The organism is Steroidobacter agaridevorans, from assembly GCF_009932555.1.
Lineage (GTDB): Bacteria > Pseudomonadota > Gammaproteobacteria > Steroidobacterales > Steroidobacteraceae > Steroidobacter > Steroidobacter agaridevorans.
The window spans coordinates 12,490-30,245 of sequence record NZ_BLJO01000003.1; the positions used below are offsets into that span (position 1 = coordinate 12,490).

Annotated in this window: 18 protein-coding genes; 8 read left to right on the top strand and 10 right to left on the bottom strand. The window is 60.8% G+C overall.

Features of this window, described 5'->3' with window-relative positions:
- Positions 1 to 87: 87 nt before the first annotated feature.
- The 4 genes from GYH35_RS11010 to GYH35_RS11020 all read right to left on the bottom strand — a co-directional run bounded on the left by GYH35_RS11010 (position 88) and on the right by GYH35_RS11020 (position 2,201).
- Entirely contained in the window at positions 88 to 774 is a 687-nt protein-coding gene (locus tag GYH35_RS11010) for a hypothetical protein (protein ID WP_202624245.1), read from the bottom strand.
- Positions 775 to 817: 43 nt separating this feature from the next.
- Complete coding sequence (locus GYH35_RS11015) at positions 818 to 1,210, bottom strand: BON domain-containing protein (protein ID WP_161811964.1); 393 nt, start codon at positions 1,208 to 1,210, stop codon at positions 818 to 820.
- 278 nt (positions 1,211 to 1,488) lie between these two features.
- Complete coding sequence (locus GYH35_RS35130) at positions 1,489 to 1,617, bottom strand: hypothetical protein (RefSeq protein ID WP_268894932.1); 129 nt, start codon at positions 1,615 to 1,617, stop codon at positions 1,489 to 1,491.
- A 161-nt stretch (positions 1,618 to 1,778) separates the two neighbouring features.
- Positions 1,779 to 2,201 (bottom strand): hypothetical protein, encoded by a 423-nt coding sequence (locus tag GYH35_RS11020; RefSeq protein WP_161811965.1) that lies wholly within the window; start codon positions 2,199 to 2,201, stop codon positions 1,779 to 1,781.
- Positions 2,202 to 2,760: 559 nt separating this feature from the next.
- Between GYH35_RS11020 and GYH35_RS11025 the strand changes: the two genes are divergently transcribed.
- A complete protein-coding gene (locus GYH35_RS11025; protein ID WP_161811966.1) occupies positions 2,761 to 3,087 on the top strand; it encodes a hypothetical protein in 327 nt (108 codons plus the stop codon).
- Positions 3,088 to 3,115: 28 nt separating this feature from the next.
- Here the strand turns inward: GYH35_RS11025 and GYH35_RS11030 are convergent, their stop codons facing one another.
- The 4 genes from GYH35_RS11030 to GYH35_RS11045 all read right to left on the bottom strand — a co-directional run bounded on the left by GYH35_RS11030 (position 3,116) and on the right by GYH35_RS11045 (position 5,070).
- Complete coding sequence (locus GYH35_RS11030; RefSeq protein ID WP_161811967.1) at positions 3,116 to 3,343, bottom strand: hypothetical protein; 228 nt, start codon at positions 3,341 to 3,343, stop codon at positions 3,116 to 3,118.
- A 66-nt stretch (positions 3,344 to 3,409) separates the two neighbouring features.
- Positions 3,410 to 3,682 carry an RNA recognition motif domain-containing protein gene (locus GYH35_RS11035; protein ID WP_129646100.1) on the bottom strand — a complete coding sequence of 91 codons (273 nt, stop codon included), beginning with the start codon at positions 3,680 to 3,682 and terminating at the stop codon, positions 3,410 to 3,412.
- A gap of 229 nt (positions 3,683 to 3,911) precedes the next feature.
- Positions 3,912 to 4,367 (bottom strand): hypothetical protein, encoded by a 456-nt coding sequence (locus GYH35_RS11040; protein ID WP_161811968.1) that lies wholly within the window; start codon positions 4,365 to 4,367, stop codon positions 3,912 to 3,914.
- Positions 4,368 to 4,374: 7 nt separating this feature from the next.
- A complete protein-coding gene (locus GYH35_RS11045) occupies positions 4,375 to 5,070 on the bottom strand; it encodes a hypothetical protein (RefSeq protein ID WP_161828439.1) in 696 nt (231 codons plus the stop codon).
- Positions 5,071 to 5,304: 234 nt separating this feature from the next.
- Between GYH35_RS11045 and GYH35_RS11050 the strand changes: the two genes are divergently transcribed.
- Complete coding sequence (locus GYH35_RS11050) at positions 5,305 to 5,520, top strand: CsbD family protein (protein ID WP_161811970.1); 216 nt, start codon at positions 5,305 to 5,307, stop codon at positions 5,518 to 5,520.
- A gap of 1,081 nt (positions 5,521 to 6,601) precedes the next feature.
- A complete protein-coding gene (locus tag GYH35_RS11055; RefSeq protein WP_161828440.1) occupies positions 6,602 to 6,880 on the top strand; it encodes a hypothetical protein in 279 nt (92 codons plus the stop codon).
- 549 nt (positions 6,881 to 7,429) lie between these two features.
- On the opposite strand, the gene GYH35_RS11060 is transcribed toward GYH35_RS11055, so the two are convergent.
- Positions 7,430 to 9,772: an alkaline phosphatase D family protein gene (locus tag GYH35_RS11060; RefSeq protein ID WP_129640753.1), complete on the bottom strand. Its 2,343-nt coding sequence runs from the start codon at positions 9,770 to 9,772 to the stop codon at positions 7,430 to 7,432.
- A 73-nt stretch (positions 9,773 to 9,845) separates the two neighbouring features.
- Between GYH35_RS11060 and GYH35_RS11065 the strand changes: the two genes are divergently transcribed.
- The 4 genes from GYH35_RS11065 to GYH35_RS11080 are packed head-to-tail and all read left to right on the top strand — an operon-like array spanning position 9,846 to position 13,776.
- Positions 9,846 to 10,865 carry a phosphotransferase family protein gene (locus tag GYH35_RS11065; protein ID WP_129640752.1) on the top strand — a complete coding sequence of 340 codons (1,020 nt, stop codon included), beginning with the start codon at positions 9,846 to 9,848 and terminating at the stop codon, positions 10,863 to 10,865.
- A gap of 18 nt (positions 10,866 to 10,883) precedes the next feature.
- The gene (gene eno, locus GYH35_RS11070) at positions 10,884 to 12,218 is read left to right on the top strand and encodes a phosphopyruvate hydratase (protein ID WP_129640751.1); all 1,335 of its coding nucleotides are present in this window, start codon (positions 10,884 to 10,886) and stop codon (positions 12,216 to 12,218) included.
- 2 nt (positions 12,219 to 12,220) lie between these two features.
- On the top strand, positions 12,221 to 13,057 hold the full coding sequence (locus GYH35_RS11075; protein WP_129640750.1) for a fumarylacetoacetate hydrolase family protein: 837 nt from the start codon (positions 12,221 to 12,223) through the stop codon (positions 13,055 to 13,057).
- Complete coding sequence (locus GYH35_RS11080) at positions 13,054 to 13,776, top strand: SDR family NAD(P)-dependent oxidoreductase (RefSeq protein WP_129640749.1); 723 nt, start codon at positions 13,054 to 13,056, stop codon at positions 13,774 to 13,776. Before GYH35_RS11075 ends, GYH35_RS11080 begins: the two co-directional genes overlap by 4 nt.
- Before the next feature lie 17 nt (positions 13,777 to 13,793).
- Here the strand turns inward: GYH35_RS11080 and GYH35_RS11085 are convergent, their stop codons facing one another.
- Positions 13,794 to 14,837, bottom strand: a complete 1,044-nt coding sequence (locus tag GYH35_RS11085) for an aldose epimerase family protein (protein ID WP_157994169.1) — start codon at positions 14,835 to 14,837, stop codon at positions 13,794 to 13,796.
- 150 nt (positions 14,838 to 14,987) lie between these two features.
- Between GYH35_RS11085 and GYH35_RS11090 the strand changes: the two genes are divergently transcribed.
- Positions 14,988 to 17,744, top strand: a complete 2,757-nt coding sequence (locus GYH35_RS11090) for a TonB-dependent receptor (protein WP_129640747.1) — start codon at positions 14,988 to 14,990, stop codon at positions 17,742 to 17,744.
- Positions 17,745 to 17,756: the final 12 nt, after the last annotated feature.

Sequence of the window (17,756 nt, forward strand, 5' to 3'; positions counted from 1 at the left end):
CGCTTCATATAACAAATGCGTGCTGGGTCAGGGGAGCCCCGCAGTCGGAGCGCCTCCAGCGCTCCGACTTGGTTGTCGCTGCTGTGTTTACAGCGGGCGCCGGGTCGAATTTGTCGGAATAGCCGGCCGATCACTGTTGGTCGCTGCGCGCCCGTCATCGACTTCATCGGCACTGGTCGCGCTCGCGTCGCTGGAGCCCCGAGTCACCTCGCCACTGAATTCCGGCCGGACGACTCTTGCAGAGGCGCGCGAGTTCTTGGGAACACTGGCTTCACTTGTGGAGCTCACGTCGGTCGCGCCGGCTTCTTCAAGCGCTCGCTTAGCACGCGACCGTTCGTCGCCACTCTCCGTGTGCGCAGAAATCAGAATATTGCCTGCCCGAACCTTCCCTTCGTACTGCTTGGCCTCCAGCTCAGGAATGCCCAGTCCGACGAGGGCGCCGATGAGGCCACCCGTTGCTCCGCCAACGGCGGCGCCGCTGAGGGCGCCCATGATGGGGCCGGCAGCTATCAGAGGCCCGACGCCGGGGATTGCCAGCGCGCCGATGCCCGCAAGCAGGCCCAAGGTGCCGCCGACGCCCATACCCGCGAGTCCGCCGGTGGTCGCGCCCTCGGGGGCTTTCGTGTTCTTTTCATGGGCAAAGTCGCGCGTGCCGGCCTTGTCCGGAAAAAGAACCGAGATGTCGGAAGTCTGGATACCCAACGATTGAAGCCGGGTGACAATGGATTCGGCCTGCTCAGGGGTGCTGGCGATGCCATAGACTGCGTTCTTCATACAAGATTCCTCGATGTTAAAAAAATTCAGGGGCGCTTCGAGCTCAGCGCGCAATGGAAATTTCGTTGCGTACCTGCTTGCCTGTCGCTGCTTTCATCGCCAACGCTTCGACGCGCTTCTTCTCGTCGGCGCTCTCAACCGGACCGCGCAGGGTTACGACATCTCCATCGGTAACGATCTTGACGTTGTGCGCTGACGTGGACAGCGACTTGTCGTCCAGCACGGCTCTGCGAATGCCGGCGGTCACTTCAATCGCGTCCTTGTCGTTCGATTGATCGACCGGCGTCTTCGCATCCGTGTTCCGGTCTGTCGCGTTCGCTCTGGCGTTGTCGGCCGCTTCGCGCTTGCTTGCCGGCTCGGTCGTCTGCGCATTCACCGCGGTGACTGTGAGTAGTCCGGCAAGTAGCGCGGTCGAGAATGAAAATGGTTTGAACATGGAGAGGTCCTCGCGGATGGCTGAGATCGAGATGACCGCATGGAGAACCTCCCGTGTGGCGAACTAACGGCCGGCAGGAGGCGAAGTTCCTGTTGCGCACTCGGTCCGGCGGGCGAGGCGCCGATGTTTGTTCCTTGAGCAGTGGCCTCGGCGGGGCGGTGGCGGCCGATGCAGTCGAACTGCTGAAGGCCGAACATGGTAGAGGAGCTGTCGAACGCGTTCGATGATTTGCTCGCCGGATGGGGCCCTCTCCGGCGCAACCTGCCCGAGCTGTGCGCTCAGGGTTTCGGTGGCGGAGAGTCCGAGACCTTGCGCGCCGCCTGCTGTCGCTGCCTTTCTTCGTTTTTCTTCTTCTGCATGTCTTCGCGACGCTTTTTCTGCTGCTTGTAGTTTGGGGTTTTGTTCAAGGTACTCTTCAGGTTGGAGGTGAGGGGCCGGCGCGACGAGTGTTATCTGCAACGTCGAGTCCGGGCGGCGCTCGTAACAAGCGAAATACGGCGGTAGTGGGATCTCGCTTCCGCAGCAATGACCTACAGCAACGGCTTCACAACGTGCCCACTTCTTCATCTCACGCAGCCGCAGCTACACCAGCGCACATGAAAAATTGTCGAGAGATGCGCCGCGCGGCCATGTGGCTGCGTCCCCGAGGATCTCGCGAGTGGCGTGTCACATGGGAATAGCCATGTAGTTCTCCGTTCTTCAGCTGCAGCGCCTCGATCACAGTAACCCCCCAGAAGGCCGAGCCGTTAGCACGGCGATACCATCCCTCGCGGGTATCCGCGCCGAGGATGGATGCGAGCTTCAGCTGCCGATCGGCTAGCTGGAGCGCCACATCCGCTGCAGGATAGAACTGTGACACGTGAGTGCCGATGACTCTGTGATCGAACATTGCCGCGCCAGGCAAGCTGTCATGCCAGGCGACGACCATTCCGCGGCTGTCCAGGATGGCGATCGAGCAATGATCACCACGCTCCAGGCTGGTCGCGTGCATGCGGGCGCCTTGCCTGATCAACAGGCGTTGCGGCCAGGCTTGCGGTCCAGGATGCGGGCGAGTCATGGCTGCGATCGGCAGTCGGATGTGAGGGTGTTGGCCTGCGCGCTGTGATTCCGGGGATACTGAGATCGAGCGCCTGGCTGCTTTCAGTAGACGACGCAATCGGCGCGATAGGTGGTTCAGCATGGATAGCTCCGCTTGAGTGAGACGGTAGGGGTGCGGCCGCCGTGTCAATGCGGATGCGATAGTCGGGCCAGAGTAAGCATGGCCGAGCTGCGGCTACTATGCGCTTGGCTGGCACATATAGATACATAAAAACGTCGCGCCGCCGATTCTTTTGGCGCTGGGCCGCTGGCACGTTCCTTTCTGAACAACATGTGAAAAGAAGAAACGCCGCAAGAACGCGGCACACAGAATTTTTACCTATCTAAACGCGGCGGATACGCGCACACTGCAGCGAGTTGAGAAACGTTGCAGTCACCACTGTCTGCCTGCTCTATGTGGTCGAGGCGCGCAGCTGGAGCGAGCGAACCAAGTAGCGCAAAGGAGTACGACGATGACATTCGATAGACAGCCTTACCAGCCGTCGACCATTCTCCATGACAGTCCTGTGGAGCGACGCCTGCAAGTTCAAAGAGCCGAGCAGGAACGCGCGGCGCTACGGGAAAGCGAGCTGGAGGATCAGTCATCGCCCGTGAAGGAGCCGCGCGAACGCATCGAAATCTGGGAGCGGCTGCACGCGTTGCGCCTGCCGCGCTCACCGGACCACCTGCTCCTCACGGTAATTGCCACCCAGACTCGACTGACTGTTGCTCAGCTGCACGAGGAGCAGCGGCGCAGAGTTGCACGGTCTGTACCGCCCGCAGCCGGCGCTTTAACGTAGCGGGCTCCTCTCCGAGATCCAGGAGTCGTTATCTCGGTCTCTTGCCCATGCGGCGTAGATTCAAACGCTCCACCATCGCTTCGACTTGCGAAAGTACATCTACATGCTTGCCTGCTCGTAGTCCGGCGATGGTATTCGCACCTTGGGAAATCACATATCGGTGCCACATCGAATCGCCGCCGTCCGGCGCGGGTGCGCGAACGACCTGATCGACGCGGAAAGGCTGTTCGATCGATAACGTATCAAGCTTGATCATGGTGAGCGGGCTCCGCACTTCGCCTATGAGTGATGGCCCGGGACCGAAGTCCCGGGCCATCCCGAATCACCAGCGTCGTTGACTGCCGCCGCCACGAGGTTTGTCCTGCGCCTCATTCACCTTGAGTGCGCGGCCGCCCATATCCTGGCCGTTCAGGCCCTGAATGGCGCGTGCTGCGTCGGTGCGAGGCATTTCGACAAATCCGAATCCGCGAGGTTGGCCGGTGTCGCGATCATTGATCAATGCAACCGACTCGACCACGCCGTGTTGTGAAAACAGCGTGCGTAAGCTGTCTTCCGTGACTGAAAAGGGCAGATTGCCAACGTAGATCTTGCTCATTCGTAACTCTCCAAAAAAGAATGCGTTCGATCGAATCGAAAGAACGTTAGTGGATATGACAGCGCCAATGAAGCTGCCACCGAGGTTCGAGAACGATTCGATTTAGATCGAGTGGTCGGGAAGCGCCGGACGGCGGTGACCCAGACTAAGATAAAGAGAAAGGTTACGAGCCGAAGTCACTATACATGCTGATTGACGCGCGCGCTCGATTTTCTTTCGAGGCCCGTGCTTACTGCGAATCTCTCAACGCGATGGTGAATGCTCCGCGACGAGCAAATTCGCTGAAGGTCTGCAACTGTGCATGCAACGATTGCTCGGCGATCGTCCCGCTCGCGCCCTGCAGTTGGACGTGCGTTCGAAGCATACCTGCGATGAACGGCGACCGTCTCGCTCGGTGCAGCGCAGCCGCCCATCGCGCGCCGTCATCGGCTTCGACACGCTTGCTGTCCTGACTGTCGCCGGGCTGATAATCATGCTTGATCGGGTTGAGTCGCGCGCGCTCGCCATGCTGGGGCAGGTAGGTGGTTCCTGTGGCGTTCCACCCGAACGTCCGACCAAGATCGCGGATGAAATTCCAGTCCGCCAGGGAGCAGATGAATTGTTCATCGCCGCTCGTTCTGGACAGTTCCACGACGATGCCCGGTTGCAATGTCTCCTGCTGATTCGTGCGCTGCTGCGACCTCATGTCGTCACTACGCCGGTATGGCGAGACCTGTGGTGTGCTGTGGTCCTGCTTGAAGTGGGCGGGCGAGATGTCGTGCCGGCGCGCGCAGGACTCGCGTCACGTGCGAATACCCCAGCAGTTCGCCATCGCTCAGCAGGATGCTCTGCATGATCGTCACTCCCCAGAATGTTTCTCCGGCGGGGCGGCGTCGCCAACCGCGCTGCGTATCCACGCCATACTTAGTCGCGATCGTTAGGTGGCGCGCGGGAACGTGCAATGCGACATCATCAGGTAAATAGAATTGCGACACATGCCGACTCAGGACGCCTGGATCGTAGGGACGAGCACGTGGCAAGTTGTCGTGCCACGAAATCACGATGCCCCTCGCATCTAGAATTGCTATAGCGCTGCGATCGTTCCGATGCAGGTTTGCACTGTGAATCTGCTCGCCTCGTGCCGCCAGCACACGGTGGCGCCAGTCCTCGTCGACCTGGGGAGCGATGTTTGCATTCGAGATAGAAGGAATGCTCCAGTGACCTGCGGAAGTTCCGATGCGTTCGAGATCGATTCGTCGGATTGTTGCGGGCGGTCGTCGCTGCGCGATGCCGCTCGCTCGGGCTGGCGCGCGAACGACGCTCCAATGCAGTCTGAAAATGTTCATGAAATCTCTGGCAGTCTGATGAAGGAAATTGGATGCGCGCGAGGAGAGGGCAGGTTGAGCCACGTCTCGAGCGATACGTAGCGCTGCGCGGGTGGTGGCCGGAGATTGTTCGCCACCAGATGCGGACGATTCCGCAATCTCGAAGCAGTGTGCGCCCTGGCGGGCAAAATAGATACGAATAAATGAATAAATCGCGCCGTAGGTGGCTGGCTACGCCAAGTCTGTTGGAGACACCCAAGCAAGTTGTTGTGAACAGTAGTAGGCTGCGCGCCCTTTTCTTCGAGCTGTGATGACTATATGGATTGGATCTTGGTAGAGAGCAACTGGGCGCAGTTCCAGGGTACGGTGAAGGCGCGCTGGCTGAAGCTCGATGGGCAGCAATTGCAAGCGATCGCCGGCAAGCGAGCCTCGCTGCTCGGCGCGATTCAGGAGGTTTACGGCATTAGCCGTAGCGATGCGGAACGAGAGATCCGCGCATTCGAGGCACGCAACAAAAGCTATCGGCCAAAGTAGCGGCTGACATCTGCAGCCGATCCCCAGCGATCAGTGCGCAGATCGATGTGCCCACGTTCCAAATATATTTATCTATCTAAAGCTGGCGGAAGCGCGCACACTGGTTGTCGATCCGTATTGTGGAGAATCGTTTGCGTACTTGGCTGATTGCCGCCAACGCCGCTGGAGAAGCCGAGTGCAATACACTCCAGAGCTACTCGTGATACAGCGAGGCACCAACGAATCCATCGCGGAGAATCTTCGAAGCGCCCTCGAGTTCATGGACCTGTCCAGCCAGGCCCACGACTCAGCGACCAAGCGAAAGTACTACAAGAAAGCGCGCATGGCTCATGACGCCGCGGATCAGCTTCTCAGGCGGAAGTTGCCAGCTTCGCCGAGCGCCCGTGCGGAGTTGGGAGCCGCGATCGCGAAACTCAGGTCTCGTTTGGTGGCGTACGAGTGCGTGCATTCCTAGATTTGCCGTGCGCTCTTGCGACGGTGCCGCAGCGTTCACCGTTCGCCAGATGCAGTAGACTATTGAGGAGTGAGGCGCAGAATGGCCTTAGATAATGAACGCGCATTGACCTAGGTGTATACACTTCGACGATCACTGGATAGCGACGACCGGATTCGTAGTCGTGCGGCAATAGCATGCAGCCTTCGAGCGTGCGCTTGCCGATCTCGGCATTCACTTCGTACTCGATGGGCTTGAATGTGGTCCGCGCAACTTCGCCGAGGGATCGACCATCCGCGTAGAGCGGCGCCACTGCAACCGTTTGGAACTGCTTGATGATTCAGTTCGGCGCGATGGTAACAAGGACCGTCGCGTCAAGGACGGAGTTTGATGTTCCCTCGAGCGCGGCCCATCACCTGAGGGGTTAACGTCCGTTTGCACCGTGCTCATGGTAGGGGATTCACGGGGGAGGGCGTGCCTCGCCGTGGGCGTTCACATCGCACTGAGGTCAGATCGATGCAACGTAAATCTTCAGACCGTCGCAAGCGTCGCCGGTCGTCCAGTGAGCAACTGTTCCGCACTTGGGTTGAACTCCGAGATCTGCGCGATGGCTCGACGCGCCAACTGCAACTGCGGGTTGAGACGAGTGTGCACCTTCGCAGTTTGGCCGGTGGGCCGCAACAACCTGATCAGCAGTTGTTGATCCTGGAGGATGGGGCACACACGATCAAGGCGAGTCAGAGTGACGATTTGTTCGCGCAGTTGCGCGAGCGCTATCCGGATGGGCTGTACGAGCGTTACTTGCACCAGGAACGAGATGTTGCGGCGGAGCAGTCGCGCAGCGCGGCGCTAGATAGCCTTGTCGAAATTTATGCAATCGCCGGCTTCGACGAGTACCTGAAGAATCAGGTTCCACGAGCGCCGTGAACTCCTAACTGGCACAAGGTCAAATCCCGGAAGTGCTTCGCCAAGTGATCACCCTGTCACGTCTCAGGGCTCCTAAAACTACGCTTCGCGGTGATCGATCCAACGGACCGCACCGGTTTTGCTCCAGGTCGAGTTAGCCGATGCCGCGGCGTTTGAAGACCGCCCCATGCATGTCTTCAATGAGCTCGCTTAGTGCGGCATCGGTCAGCTTTTTGAGTAACCAGTGGTCGGGGTGACAGGATTTCTCGTGTACCGGCGGTGATTCCCCTTGGTACCAGTGTCCGTCCAGCATTTCGACTAGGTCAAGTTTGTAGCGCCTAGCAGGAGTTTCACCGATTTATCGGCGAAACTCGTCCACGATCATTGTAGCTGGAGTTTCGCCGTACAAGCGGCCAACAGCGCCGGCCCCCTGATTATCAATTCGCCACAGACAGGTCGAACAGAGCTGTCGGGAGAGGCTTGGTGGAAATGCTCAACTTCTATCATCGAGAAGCGGACGCCAACGACGGACTGTTCAGACACTACGCTATCGAGGTGTCCTTCGTGCGCTCATGATCGGAGCTTGTGCAGGTAGGGCCAGCCTGCGAATTGGCGACCCGAGTGGGGGTCCTGGTCCCAGGGCCAGCATTCGATTCGTGCCGTGCGCGAGCGATGATCGACGCGAATGAGACCGTATCCCTCGCTCTTCATCCGGCTGTCCGAGAGGAACTTGCCCCAGGTGCGATTACGGCGTTGAAACTCGGCGTGGGGGATCTTTGGATTGGCGGCCGCGAGGATGCGCATGCGGTTGCCGAACGCATCCGTGAAGTCTCCGGTGTCCGGATCATCGTCTCGCCGGTTTCGCAGCTTGCCACGGCCTTCGAACCAGCGTTGCCAGAATGCGGCTGCGGCCGGACCGGCGAAGAACAGCGGTCCGTCGTCATGACCCTCGATGCCCTGTCGCGCAAGCAGCGCGAGATGCTGATCGCCGGTGAGCACCAGTGCCTTTGCTCTTGCAAGCAGCTTCACCGCGCGTGTGCGCCCATCCGGCGGATAGCCGTTCGAGTCGTAATCCAGGAGCGGTTGGCCTTCGTGATCGGTCTGAGCCGACGCCCATACCGATGCCGTGAGACAGATCTTTGGCAGATCCGTGCTCGTGCGGCTCCAGTACTCCAGGAACTCCTCCTGGCGGGGGCCGAGCAGTTCGCCGCGTGCCGAGGCAGGTGCAACGCTCATATCCGGTGGCGACTTGAACTTGCGATCCTCGAGCAGACAGAAACTCACGCCGCCATAGACGAATTCTCCGTAACCGACCGGAATGTCGTACTCGATGGGTGTCGGATCGTACGAGTCGGGATTGTGGCCCTGCTCGATGCGATAGATCATGCGAATCAGATCCTTGCTCCACTTGAACCCGCCATCCTCCTCGCGCGGAAGCCGGGAGCCCGCGCCCGCGTTGCCCCACAGATTTCCCTGCAGTACATCGTGGTCGTCGGCGAGCACGATCGTCGGCTTGTCGCGCACGCAGTCCCTGAATGCCCAGTACCAAAGGTACCAGCGGTAAAGCGTGTCGAGCTTCGCCTCGGACGTGTCGCGTGCCGATCGCGTCGGATAGCCTTCGTAGAACTGGTCGCCGCAGAACACGTACAGATCGGGGTCGTGACGGTCGCAGTTCGCAATGAGGCGCCGATGTGGAAACAAAATGTTCTCGGGCGTGTAGCGCCCCGGCACCCGTTCCTCGGCGATCCATGGGTCGTATGAATCCTCGTCGAGTCTTCTCGCGGTGGGCAGGATGCAGGAGTACAACGCGATTCTAAGTTCCCGCTTGCTCGCAGGATCGGCAGCGATCCTTCCCTCATAGAGCACGCGGTCCGCGCACGCCGGGTCGATGATGCGGTACTGATGCGGTGTGTCGGCATCCCACCGATCGAGTCTGAATGCCGCTACATATCCATCGCCGAGCGCGGCACGCGGCCCTTGAATCCAATGCCCGCGAGGCAGCGCTCGATAGTCGAGCCTGAGTTCGCAGTGCTCCTTCGCCGACACAGGCAGAAGCTGTGCGGTGAGCTTGAGTACATTTCGATTGAGGCTGTGCAGACAACCCATTACAGGGCCCAGGGCGCGCTCAGGATGCTCGTCGATCTTCGCACCGCCGGTCGCGACCTCGGAGAACCACCAGCGGGCGCCGGCTTGCTGCGAGGGTGGGGAAGAGATGAGCGAGATTCCTCCGCACAACTCGCGCTCCGCCACGTCCCGGCGCAATGCGAAGCCGATCTTCTCGCCTGTCGCTCCGTCACGGGCAACCAACTCGACGTTGAACCGGCCACGGCCAGCCGGTTCGATACAGCAAGCGAGCACGATCTCCCGCGATCCCAGCGCTCCAGTCGATTGGTGCGCATCCCGTTTCTGCGGCACGAAGGCGTTCGCGCGCTGATCTGCAGAGAAGTCACGAAAGCATAGTTCACCGCGATCATCCATGACCGCCATGAAGCCGCCGCCTTCTCCGCCGCGCGCGTGCGCTAGCGCGCAGCTACGATAATCCAGCTTTCCAGCGCCGATGCCGAGGAGGAAGCCTGCGAAGCCCGGCCGTCCGGGCTCAACGAGTCCGAGTCGCACGCTGATCCTTGCGGGCGCCCGCTTGCGATTCATGCTGCGAGTCAAAAGTGCGACCGTGCGCGCTTCAAAGCTCTCTCTGCCGTTCAGACACTCGATGCGGCCATTGGCGAGGCGCCAATCCTGCAGCCGATTCGCCCAGAAGGCCTCGCCGAGCCACACGCGCTCGACATCGCCCGGCAATGTCTGCACGGGCCTGAGTACGACCTCTCGCCTGGCTGCGGCGTGAGCATCTTTCAGCGCGGCGAGCGCGGATCCGGCGGCTGCCGCGGCCGCGCCAATGAAATTGCGTCGGTTCATCATTCGACCGTAGGGTAGCGAACATTAGTTGACAATCGACAATCACATTGAGTTGCCTTGACATGAATGTCAAATGTTGACAATCTGGCGCGACTGTCATCGCGGTGTGTCGACCTTGTCGAGTAAGTTCGAGGAGATTCTCAGGAATTGCGGCCTGTCCGACTGGCGCACAGTGCGTTCGGTGGAGCCGCTGACGGGCGGAGTCTCGTCGGACATTTACAAAGTGACGCTCGCCGGTCGTGTCGTCTGTGTGAAGAGCGCGCTGGCGCAACTGAAAACCGAAGAGCGCTGGTGCGCTCCGGTGCACCGGACTTTCGCGGAGTACCGATGGCTCTCGTTCGCCGCCGCTCAGTCGCGCGGCTGCGTGCCCCAAGTGTTGGGCTATGACTCCGTCAATCACGCAATCGTCATGGAATACCTGGCGGCCGGCGACAACACGACGTGGAAGGAGCGGCTGCTCGCAGGTGACGTGTCCAAGCCATTCGCCGCGGAGGTGGGCGTGCGTCTATCTCTCATTCACGCGGCGTCCTTCCGAGAGCCTGCGTTCTTGAAGGAAATGGACCATGCCGAAGATTTTCGAGCATTGCGTGTGGAACCCTACTTGCGTTTTACGGCCGAGCGGGAACCTGCCGCAGCAGTGCAAATCCTGCACGTCGCGAAGCACCTCGAAGACGCGCGTTGCACCCTCATTCACGGTGATGTCAGTCCCAAGAACATTCTCTGCAGCGGGTATGGGCCGATGTTCATCGATGCGGAATGCGCCACGCATGGCGATCCTGCGTTCGACGTCGCCTTCTGCCTGAATCATCTGCTCATCAAGGCTCAGCATCTGCCTGCCTGCGCGGGTGCGTTGAAGGCTGCGGCCGGCGTGCTGTGGCAGTCGTATGCAGCTGGTATCGATTGGGAAGCTCCCGAGAACCTGGAGCGACGCGTGGCGGCGCTCGTTCCGGCGCTGATGCTGGCGCGCATCTCCGGGAAGTCGCGCCTCGAATATTTGTTGCCTGCGACAGCACGGCTGGTGCGAGAGCAGGCATTGGAATCGCTTACGAGCCCTCCGGGCGCACTGAGCGATCTCATCCGACCCGATAAGTGATGCTTGTTGGATGACATCATGAGCAACTCTGAGATTTCCGATGTACAGGCGCGCCGCGTGTGGGATTCACGTGGCTTGCCGACGGTGGAGGTGGAGGTCCGAACAAGGAGCGGCGGTCTCGGGCGCGCGATCGCGCCGGCGGGGGCTTCCTGCGGGACGCACGAAGCCGTCGAACTTCGCGATGGCGGAGATCGACTCGGAGGCAAGGACGTCTCTCGCGCCGTCGCCAACGTCGAGGAATTGATTGCGCCAGCGCTTCGCGGCGTCGATGCGCGAGATCAATGTGGAGTCGACGCGAAACTGGATGGGCTGGACAGTTCCGGAGCGTTTCGCACGTTGGGAGCCAACGCCAGTGTCGCGACTTCCCTGGCGGTGTTGCACGCCGGCGCACAATCGACGGGTGTTCCATTGTGGCGTCACGTTGCCGATACGTTCGACAGGGCGCCATCGATTCCCCTGGCGGAGACGCAGATATTCGGTGGCGGTGCTCACGCGTCGGGCCGAGTGGACGTGCAGGACTTCATGATCATGGTGCCCGGCGCAGGCTCGTTCGACGAGTCGATGGTCGTGACCGCGGAAATCTATCGCGCCGCCGGTCGCTGCATGGCGGAGCAGGGGCGGCTGGCCGGTGTCGCTGACGAGGGCGGATGGTGGCCGAATTTCGACTCCAATGAGCAGGCACTGGATATGTTGATGCGGGCGATAGAGGCAGCGGGCGAAACCCCGGGAGAGCGCGTCGTGATCTCGCTCGACATCGCGGCCACGCAACTGCGTCACGGCAGCGGCTACAGGATGGCGCTCGAAGGCGCACTGCTCGACGCCGACGGCTTTTCGGAGCGAATTGCGCGCTGGATCGAGCGCTATCCCATCGTCGCGATCGAAGATCCGTTCGCCGAGGATGCTTACGAGAATTTCGCGCGCTTCCGGCAACGCACGGCAGCTATTCAGGTCGTCGGTGATGATTTGCTGGTGACGAATGCTTTGCGAGTGCGCGAGGCGGCGGCGGCGGGTGCCTGCAATACGGCACTGATCAAGGTCAACCAGGCCGGCACCGTGAGCAGAGCGGTTGCCGCGCTCGATGAGGCGCACCGAGCAGGGTGGCGCACGATCGTCTCGGCACGATCGGGTGAAAGCGAGGATGTCTCGATCGTCCATCTGGCTGTCGGGCTCGGCGCCGGGCAGCTCAAGGTCGGCTCCTTCGCTCGCAGCGAGCGGATGGCGAAGTGGAACGAGTGCGTGCGTATCGAGCAGGCCTTGGGAAGCAAGGCTTTCGTGGCCGGTGAGCCGTTGACGAACACCTGGTGGGCACGATCCGGGCAGCGCGCCGCCAAATCGAGTAGTGGAGCGAATTGACGATGAAACTGATGCGCTATGGCGAGGCGGGTCGCGAGAAACCCGCGGTCCTGGATGCTTCCGGCAAGATCCGCGACGTGTCGTCCCTGGTGAGCGACTATGACCCGAGCACGCTCGGTGACGATCTCGTTTCGCGATTGAGGCAGGTGGAGGAACAGCCGGAAGTCACGGGCACTCCTCGAATAGGTCCGGTGCTGGCGAGAGTCGGCACGATCTGGTGCATCGGGCTCAACTACGTCGACCACGCGAAGGAGGCCGGCATGGCGGTGCCGACGGAGCCAGTTGTTTTCAGCAAGGCAGCCAGTACCGTCTGTGGACCGAACGATTCGATTCCGATCACAGCCGCGATGGCCAAGCTGGATTGGGAGGTCGAGCTGGGGGTCGTCATCGGCCGGCGCGCCTTTCGAGTGACCGAGGCGCAAGCGCTGGAGCACGTCTTCGGATATACCGTGGTCAACGACGTGTCCGAGCGCGCCTGGCAGCTCGAGCGGGGCGGGCAGTGGATGAAAGGCAAGAGTCATCCCAACTTCTGTCCCCTCGGCCCGTGGCTTGTGACGGGGGATGAAATTCCCGACTTGCAGTCGCTGCAGCTGTGGCTCGATGTCAACGCGGTGCCAAAGCAGCGTGGCAGCACCTCATCGATGATTTTCCCGGTCGCCAAGCTGGTCAGTTATCTGAGTCAGTTCGCGCGCCTGGAGCCCGGCGATCTCATCTGTACCGGCACGCCACCGGGCGTCGGAGCAGGCATGAAGCCGCCTCAATTCCTCCGCAGCGGCGATGTGGTGACGCTGGGCATCGAGCTGCTGGGCAAGCAGAAGCAGCGAGTGGAGAGCGCATGAACAGGATCGATCTGGAAGGGCGGATCGCGGTCGTGACCGGCGGGGCATCCGGCATCGGCGCGGCGATTGCGCAGAATTTCATCGCGTCCGGTGCGACGGTCGTCATCTGGGATCTCGAGCGTGCCGAGCATCAGCTCGGCGAGTTCCTGACCACCGATGTAGCCGACGAGTCGAGCGTCGGCAGCGCCATGCGCTTGACGATGGAGCGGCATGGCCGAGTCGACATTCTGGTGAACAGCGCGGGAATCGCCGGACCGACGGCCAATACCTGGGAATATTCTCTCTTTGACTGGCAGCGGGTGCAGCGCGTGAACCTCGATGGCACGTTCCTTTGCTGTCGAGCGGTGGTGCCGGCGATGTTGCGGCACCGGTACGGCCGCATCGTCAACATAGCATCCATCGCCGGCAAGGAAGGCAACCCGAAGGCCGCCGCTTACAGCGCCTCCAAGGCTGCGGTCATTGCACTCACCAAATCGCTGGGGAAGGAACTTGCCGCCGAGCCCATCGCGGTGAATTGCATCACTCCGGCGGCGGCCAAGACGAAAATATTCGACGCGGTGAGCGAAGACTTCATCACCTTCATGTTGTCCAAGATACCGCGCGGCCGCTTCCTCGAGGTGAGCGAAGTGGCCTCGATGGTCGCCTGGCTGGCGTCCACCGAGAACTCGTTTACGACGGGAGCGGTCTTCGATCTATCCGGAGGCCGCGCGACCTATTGACCACACAACGTCCGCATTCATGCGGGCAGCAACCGAAAAGAATATCGCACGTGCTCGCAGTAGCGCTCGCCCGGTCGCAGGAGCGTGCTCGGGAACTGCGCAAAGTTGCAGGCATCGGTGTGGTGCTGCGTCTCCAGACACAGGCCGGCATGCCGCGAATAGATCGTTCCGCCCTTGCCGACAAGCTCTCCCGTGAAACCGTTCGCGGCGTAAAACACGATGCCCGGCTGCGTCGTGGCCACGTCGAGGATTCGCCCGGAGTCCGGCTCGATCACCTCGGCGACGTGCCGGAGTGCACGCGCCGTTCGACTGAAGATGTAGTTGTGATGATAGCCACGCAGGGGAATTCGATGGATGCAGTCGCCCAGTCTCGTCGAGCGAGACAGATCCCACGGCGCGCCTCGTAAGCGGCCGATTTCACCCGTTGCAGCGCCTGCGCCATCCAGTTTCAGGTAGCGGCGCGCGTCGATGCGGACGCGGTGATCGTAGATCGGCGAGCGTCCACCATTGAGATTGAAATAACCGTGATGCGTCATATTCACATGGGTGGCGCGATCCGTCTCGGCCTCGAAGCGTATGCCAATCGCGTTGTCGTCTCCCAATGTGTATGTGACGTGACAGCGCAGATTGCCGGGAAAGCCGTGGCTGCCGTCGGCCGAGCAATATGCGAAGCGCAGCTCGGTTGCGCGCGCCTGTTTGACGACGTCCACATCCCAGACGGCGGTGGCGAATTCGCCGCCGCCGTGCAGCGCGTGCTCGCCGTCGTTGGCCGTGAGCAGAAAGATGTTGCGATCGATCATGAATCGGGCGGAGCGAATTCTGTTGGCGACGCGGCCGATGGTCGCGCCGAAATATGGATCCGACTCCAGATACTGAGCGAGGTGGTCGAAGCCGAGCACCACATCGTCGAGACCACCGCCACGGTCAGGAACCAGAAGCGCGGTGATTCTCGCACCGCAGTTGGTCATTTTCAGCACGAGGCCGTTGGCATTGGTGACGGCGATTTGATACACGCTGCGAGCGCCCAGCTGGCCCCAGCGCATCTGTTCGACATGATGCATTTGCCACAATCGTAGAAGAAGGGCGCCGCACGGCGACGGCGGTCGATACTGTAGATAGTTGATTGTCGAATGTTGACAATCGTGCATCTCAGAGTACCATGGAACCGCTGGTACTCAAGATCGATAGCAGTTTTTAGGGGGAAAAACGAAATGGTTCACAGGCACCGTGCCCGTACGACAAAGGTAGCCATTGCCGTTTCGGTGGCCATGGCGCAGGCAGCGACTGCGCAGGAGTCCACCACGGCGCTCGAAGAGGTCGTGGTCACCGGAATCAGGACGTCGCTGGAGTCCGCCACCGCGCTCAAGCGGGAATCTTCGGGTGTGGTCGACGCGATCACCGCGGAGGATATCGGCAAGTTTCCGGACACCAACCTCGCCGAGTCGTTGCAGCGAGTCACCGGCCTGTCGATCGATCGCTCCAACAACGAAGGCAATCAGGTCACCGTGCGCGGCTTCGGCCCGAGCTTCAACCTGGTGACCTTGAATGGCCGTCAGATGCCCAATACTTCCGCGCTGCAATCGGACGGCATTTCGCGCAGCTTCAACTTCCGTGAGCTCGCCTCGGAGTCCGTCTCGGCGGTGGAGGTGTATAAGACCGGCAGGGCGGACGTTCCCTCCGGCGGTATCGGCGCCACGATCAACATCAGAACACCGCGGCCGTTCGACTACGACGGATTCACGACAGCGTTCAGCATCCAGGGTAATTCCGATAGCAGCGTGCGGACCGGGGATGACGTGACGCCCGAACTGTCGGGCCTGATCAGTCATACGTTCGCCGATGGCCGGTTCGGTGTTTTGTTGTCAGGCTCCGATTCCGAGCGTGACAGCCACAAGGACCGCCTGGGCACGCAGCAGGGCTGGCAGCGCAACTACGGAGTCGCCGATACGAGCGCCATCGACACTTCGCGCAATCCCACTCGAACCTACTGGACGCCGTTCACGATCGATCTCGACGATTGGAATTATCACCGCACCCGGCAGAACGGCCAGGCCGTGCTGCAGTTCGCGCCTTTCGACGGGTTGACCGCGACGGTCGACTACAACGTGTCGAGGATCAAGGAAGACATCGACATGAACCGGCAGAGCTACTGGTTCGATCGTCCCAGCGGACGGACCGATGCCAACGGCACGATGGTGGAAATCGCCAATCCAAACGACGAGTTGAATTTCTGGGCTTGGAATTATTTGTTCGAGACGCACAACGATTCGATCGGGTTGAACCTGGAATGGCGGGCCACCGATACGCTGATCCTCAGTCTCGACGCGCACCAGTCGACTTCTCACTCGCAGCCGGACGGCCAGACATCGGAGACCATCGCCAATCTGAAGAATCCCGCGGGTAGCGTGCGGCTGATCGGCGCCAACTTCGACGGTCGCCTGCCAGAGGTGATCGTGGACGACTCGACGCTGCCTGGCGGCGCCTACAATTCCGATAACATCGTGGCGGATTTGTTCCAGAAGCGCGGCTACGAGATGGAAAATGAGATTCGCCAGGTGCAGCTGCAGGCGCAATGGAACAACACCGACGGCGGCGCGCTCGAGCGCGTGGTGTTCGGCGTCGAAACAACCAAGTATCAGATCGATACTCATCTGACTCAGACATTCGCCTTCGTCGATCCCGACTTCGCCGGCGTCGATCTGGATCTGTCGGGACTCGGGTTGAGCTTCATTCCCGGCGGTTACGGCGGCGGCAGTTTCCCGTTCATCCCGCAATACGATGCCGAGAGATTCCTGGATATCGTGCGCGATGCCGGGCTGTTCTACCTCAATCCTCCCACCGTCAACGGCGTCGAGGAGGACACGATGGCGGGTTATATCGCCACCGACTTCGCCACCACCTTCAATCAGCGGCCGGTGAAGGTGAATGTCGGGGTGCGCCTGGAGGATACCGATGTCACCTCCTATTCGGTCCAGAACAGCATCGCGAACCTCAACTACCGGCAGGCGGCGGAACTGCAAGTCGTGTACGACGATGTTCCCAAGCGCCAGGAGCTGGAAGGCGGCTACACGTCCGTACTGCCGAATGCGGATTTCAGCATCGAGGCTACCGACGACCTGGTCGCGCGCTTCTCGTACAGCCGGACTTTGTCCCGGCCCTCCATCGGTGGGCTCATTCCATCGCTGTCCATCAATGCACGCCCCAACGGCCCATTCATCGGATCGCAGGGCAATCCCGCGCTGCTGCCGCTCGAGTCGGACAACTTCGATCTGTCGCTGGAGTGGTACTACGCGAAGGGCAGCTATGCTTCGGTCGGCTACTTCCGGAAATACGTGGAGAACTTCATCGGGTCGACCGTGGTACGTCAGACCATCGACGACGTGAACGGTAATCCGTTGACCAATCCCAGCATCAATCCTCGGCCCGGCTGTCCGGACGGATCGGCCACGCCGAATCCCGCGTGCTTGAATCAGCCCGGCGATCCCGCCATCACCTTCGATATTTCGACGTACGCCAATCTGAAGACGGCGGAGGTCGACGGGTGGGAGCTCAACCTGCAGCACATGTTCGGCAACTCCGGCTTCGGCGGCATCATCAATGCTACCCTCGTCAACAGCAATGTCGGCTTCAACCGCTACAGCTTCGAACAGTCGCTGGCGCTGACAGGTCTGGCGGACTCGGCCAATGCCGTCCTGTTCTATGAGAACTCGCGCTTTCAGATTCGCGCAGCATACAACTGGCGCGACGATTTCCTGCTGTCGCTAGGTACCGAGCCGGTATTCACGGCGGAGTATGGACAGGTGGATCTCAGTGCCAGTTACCAGGTGACTCCGTGGATGTCGGTATTCGCCAATGCGCTGAATCTCACCGAGGAGGCAACGCACCGCTACGGCCGCTTCGAGAATCAGCTCGTCGACTACGAGGAGTACGGTCGGCGCTACGCTTTCGGTGTGCGCATGAAGTTCTGATGCGCGACATCT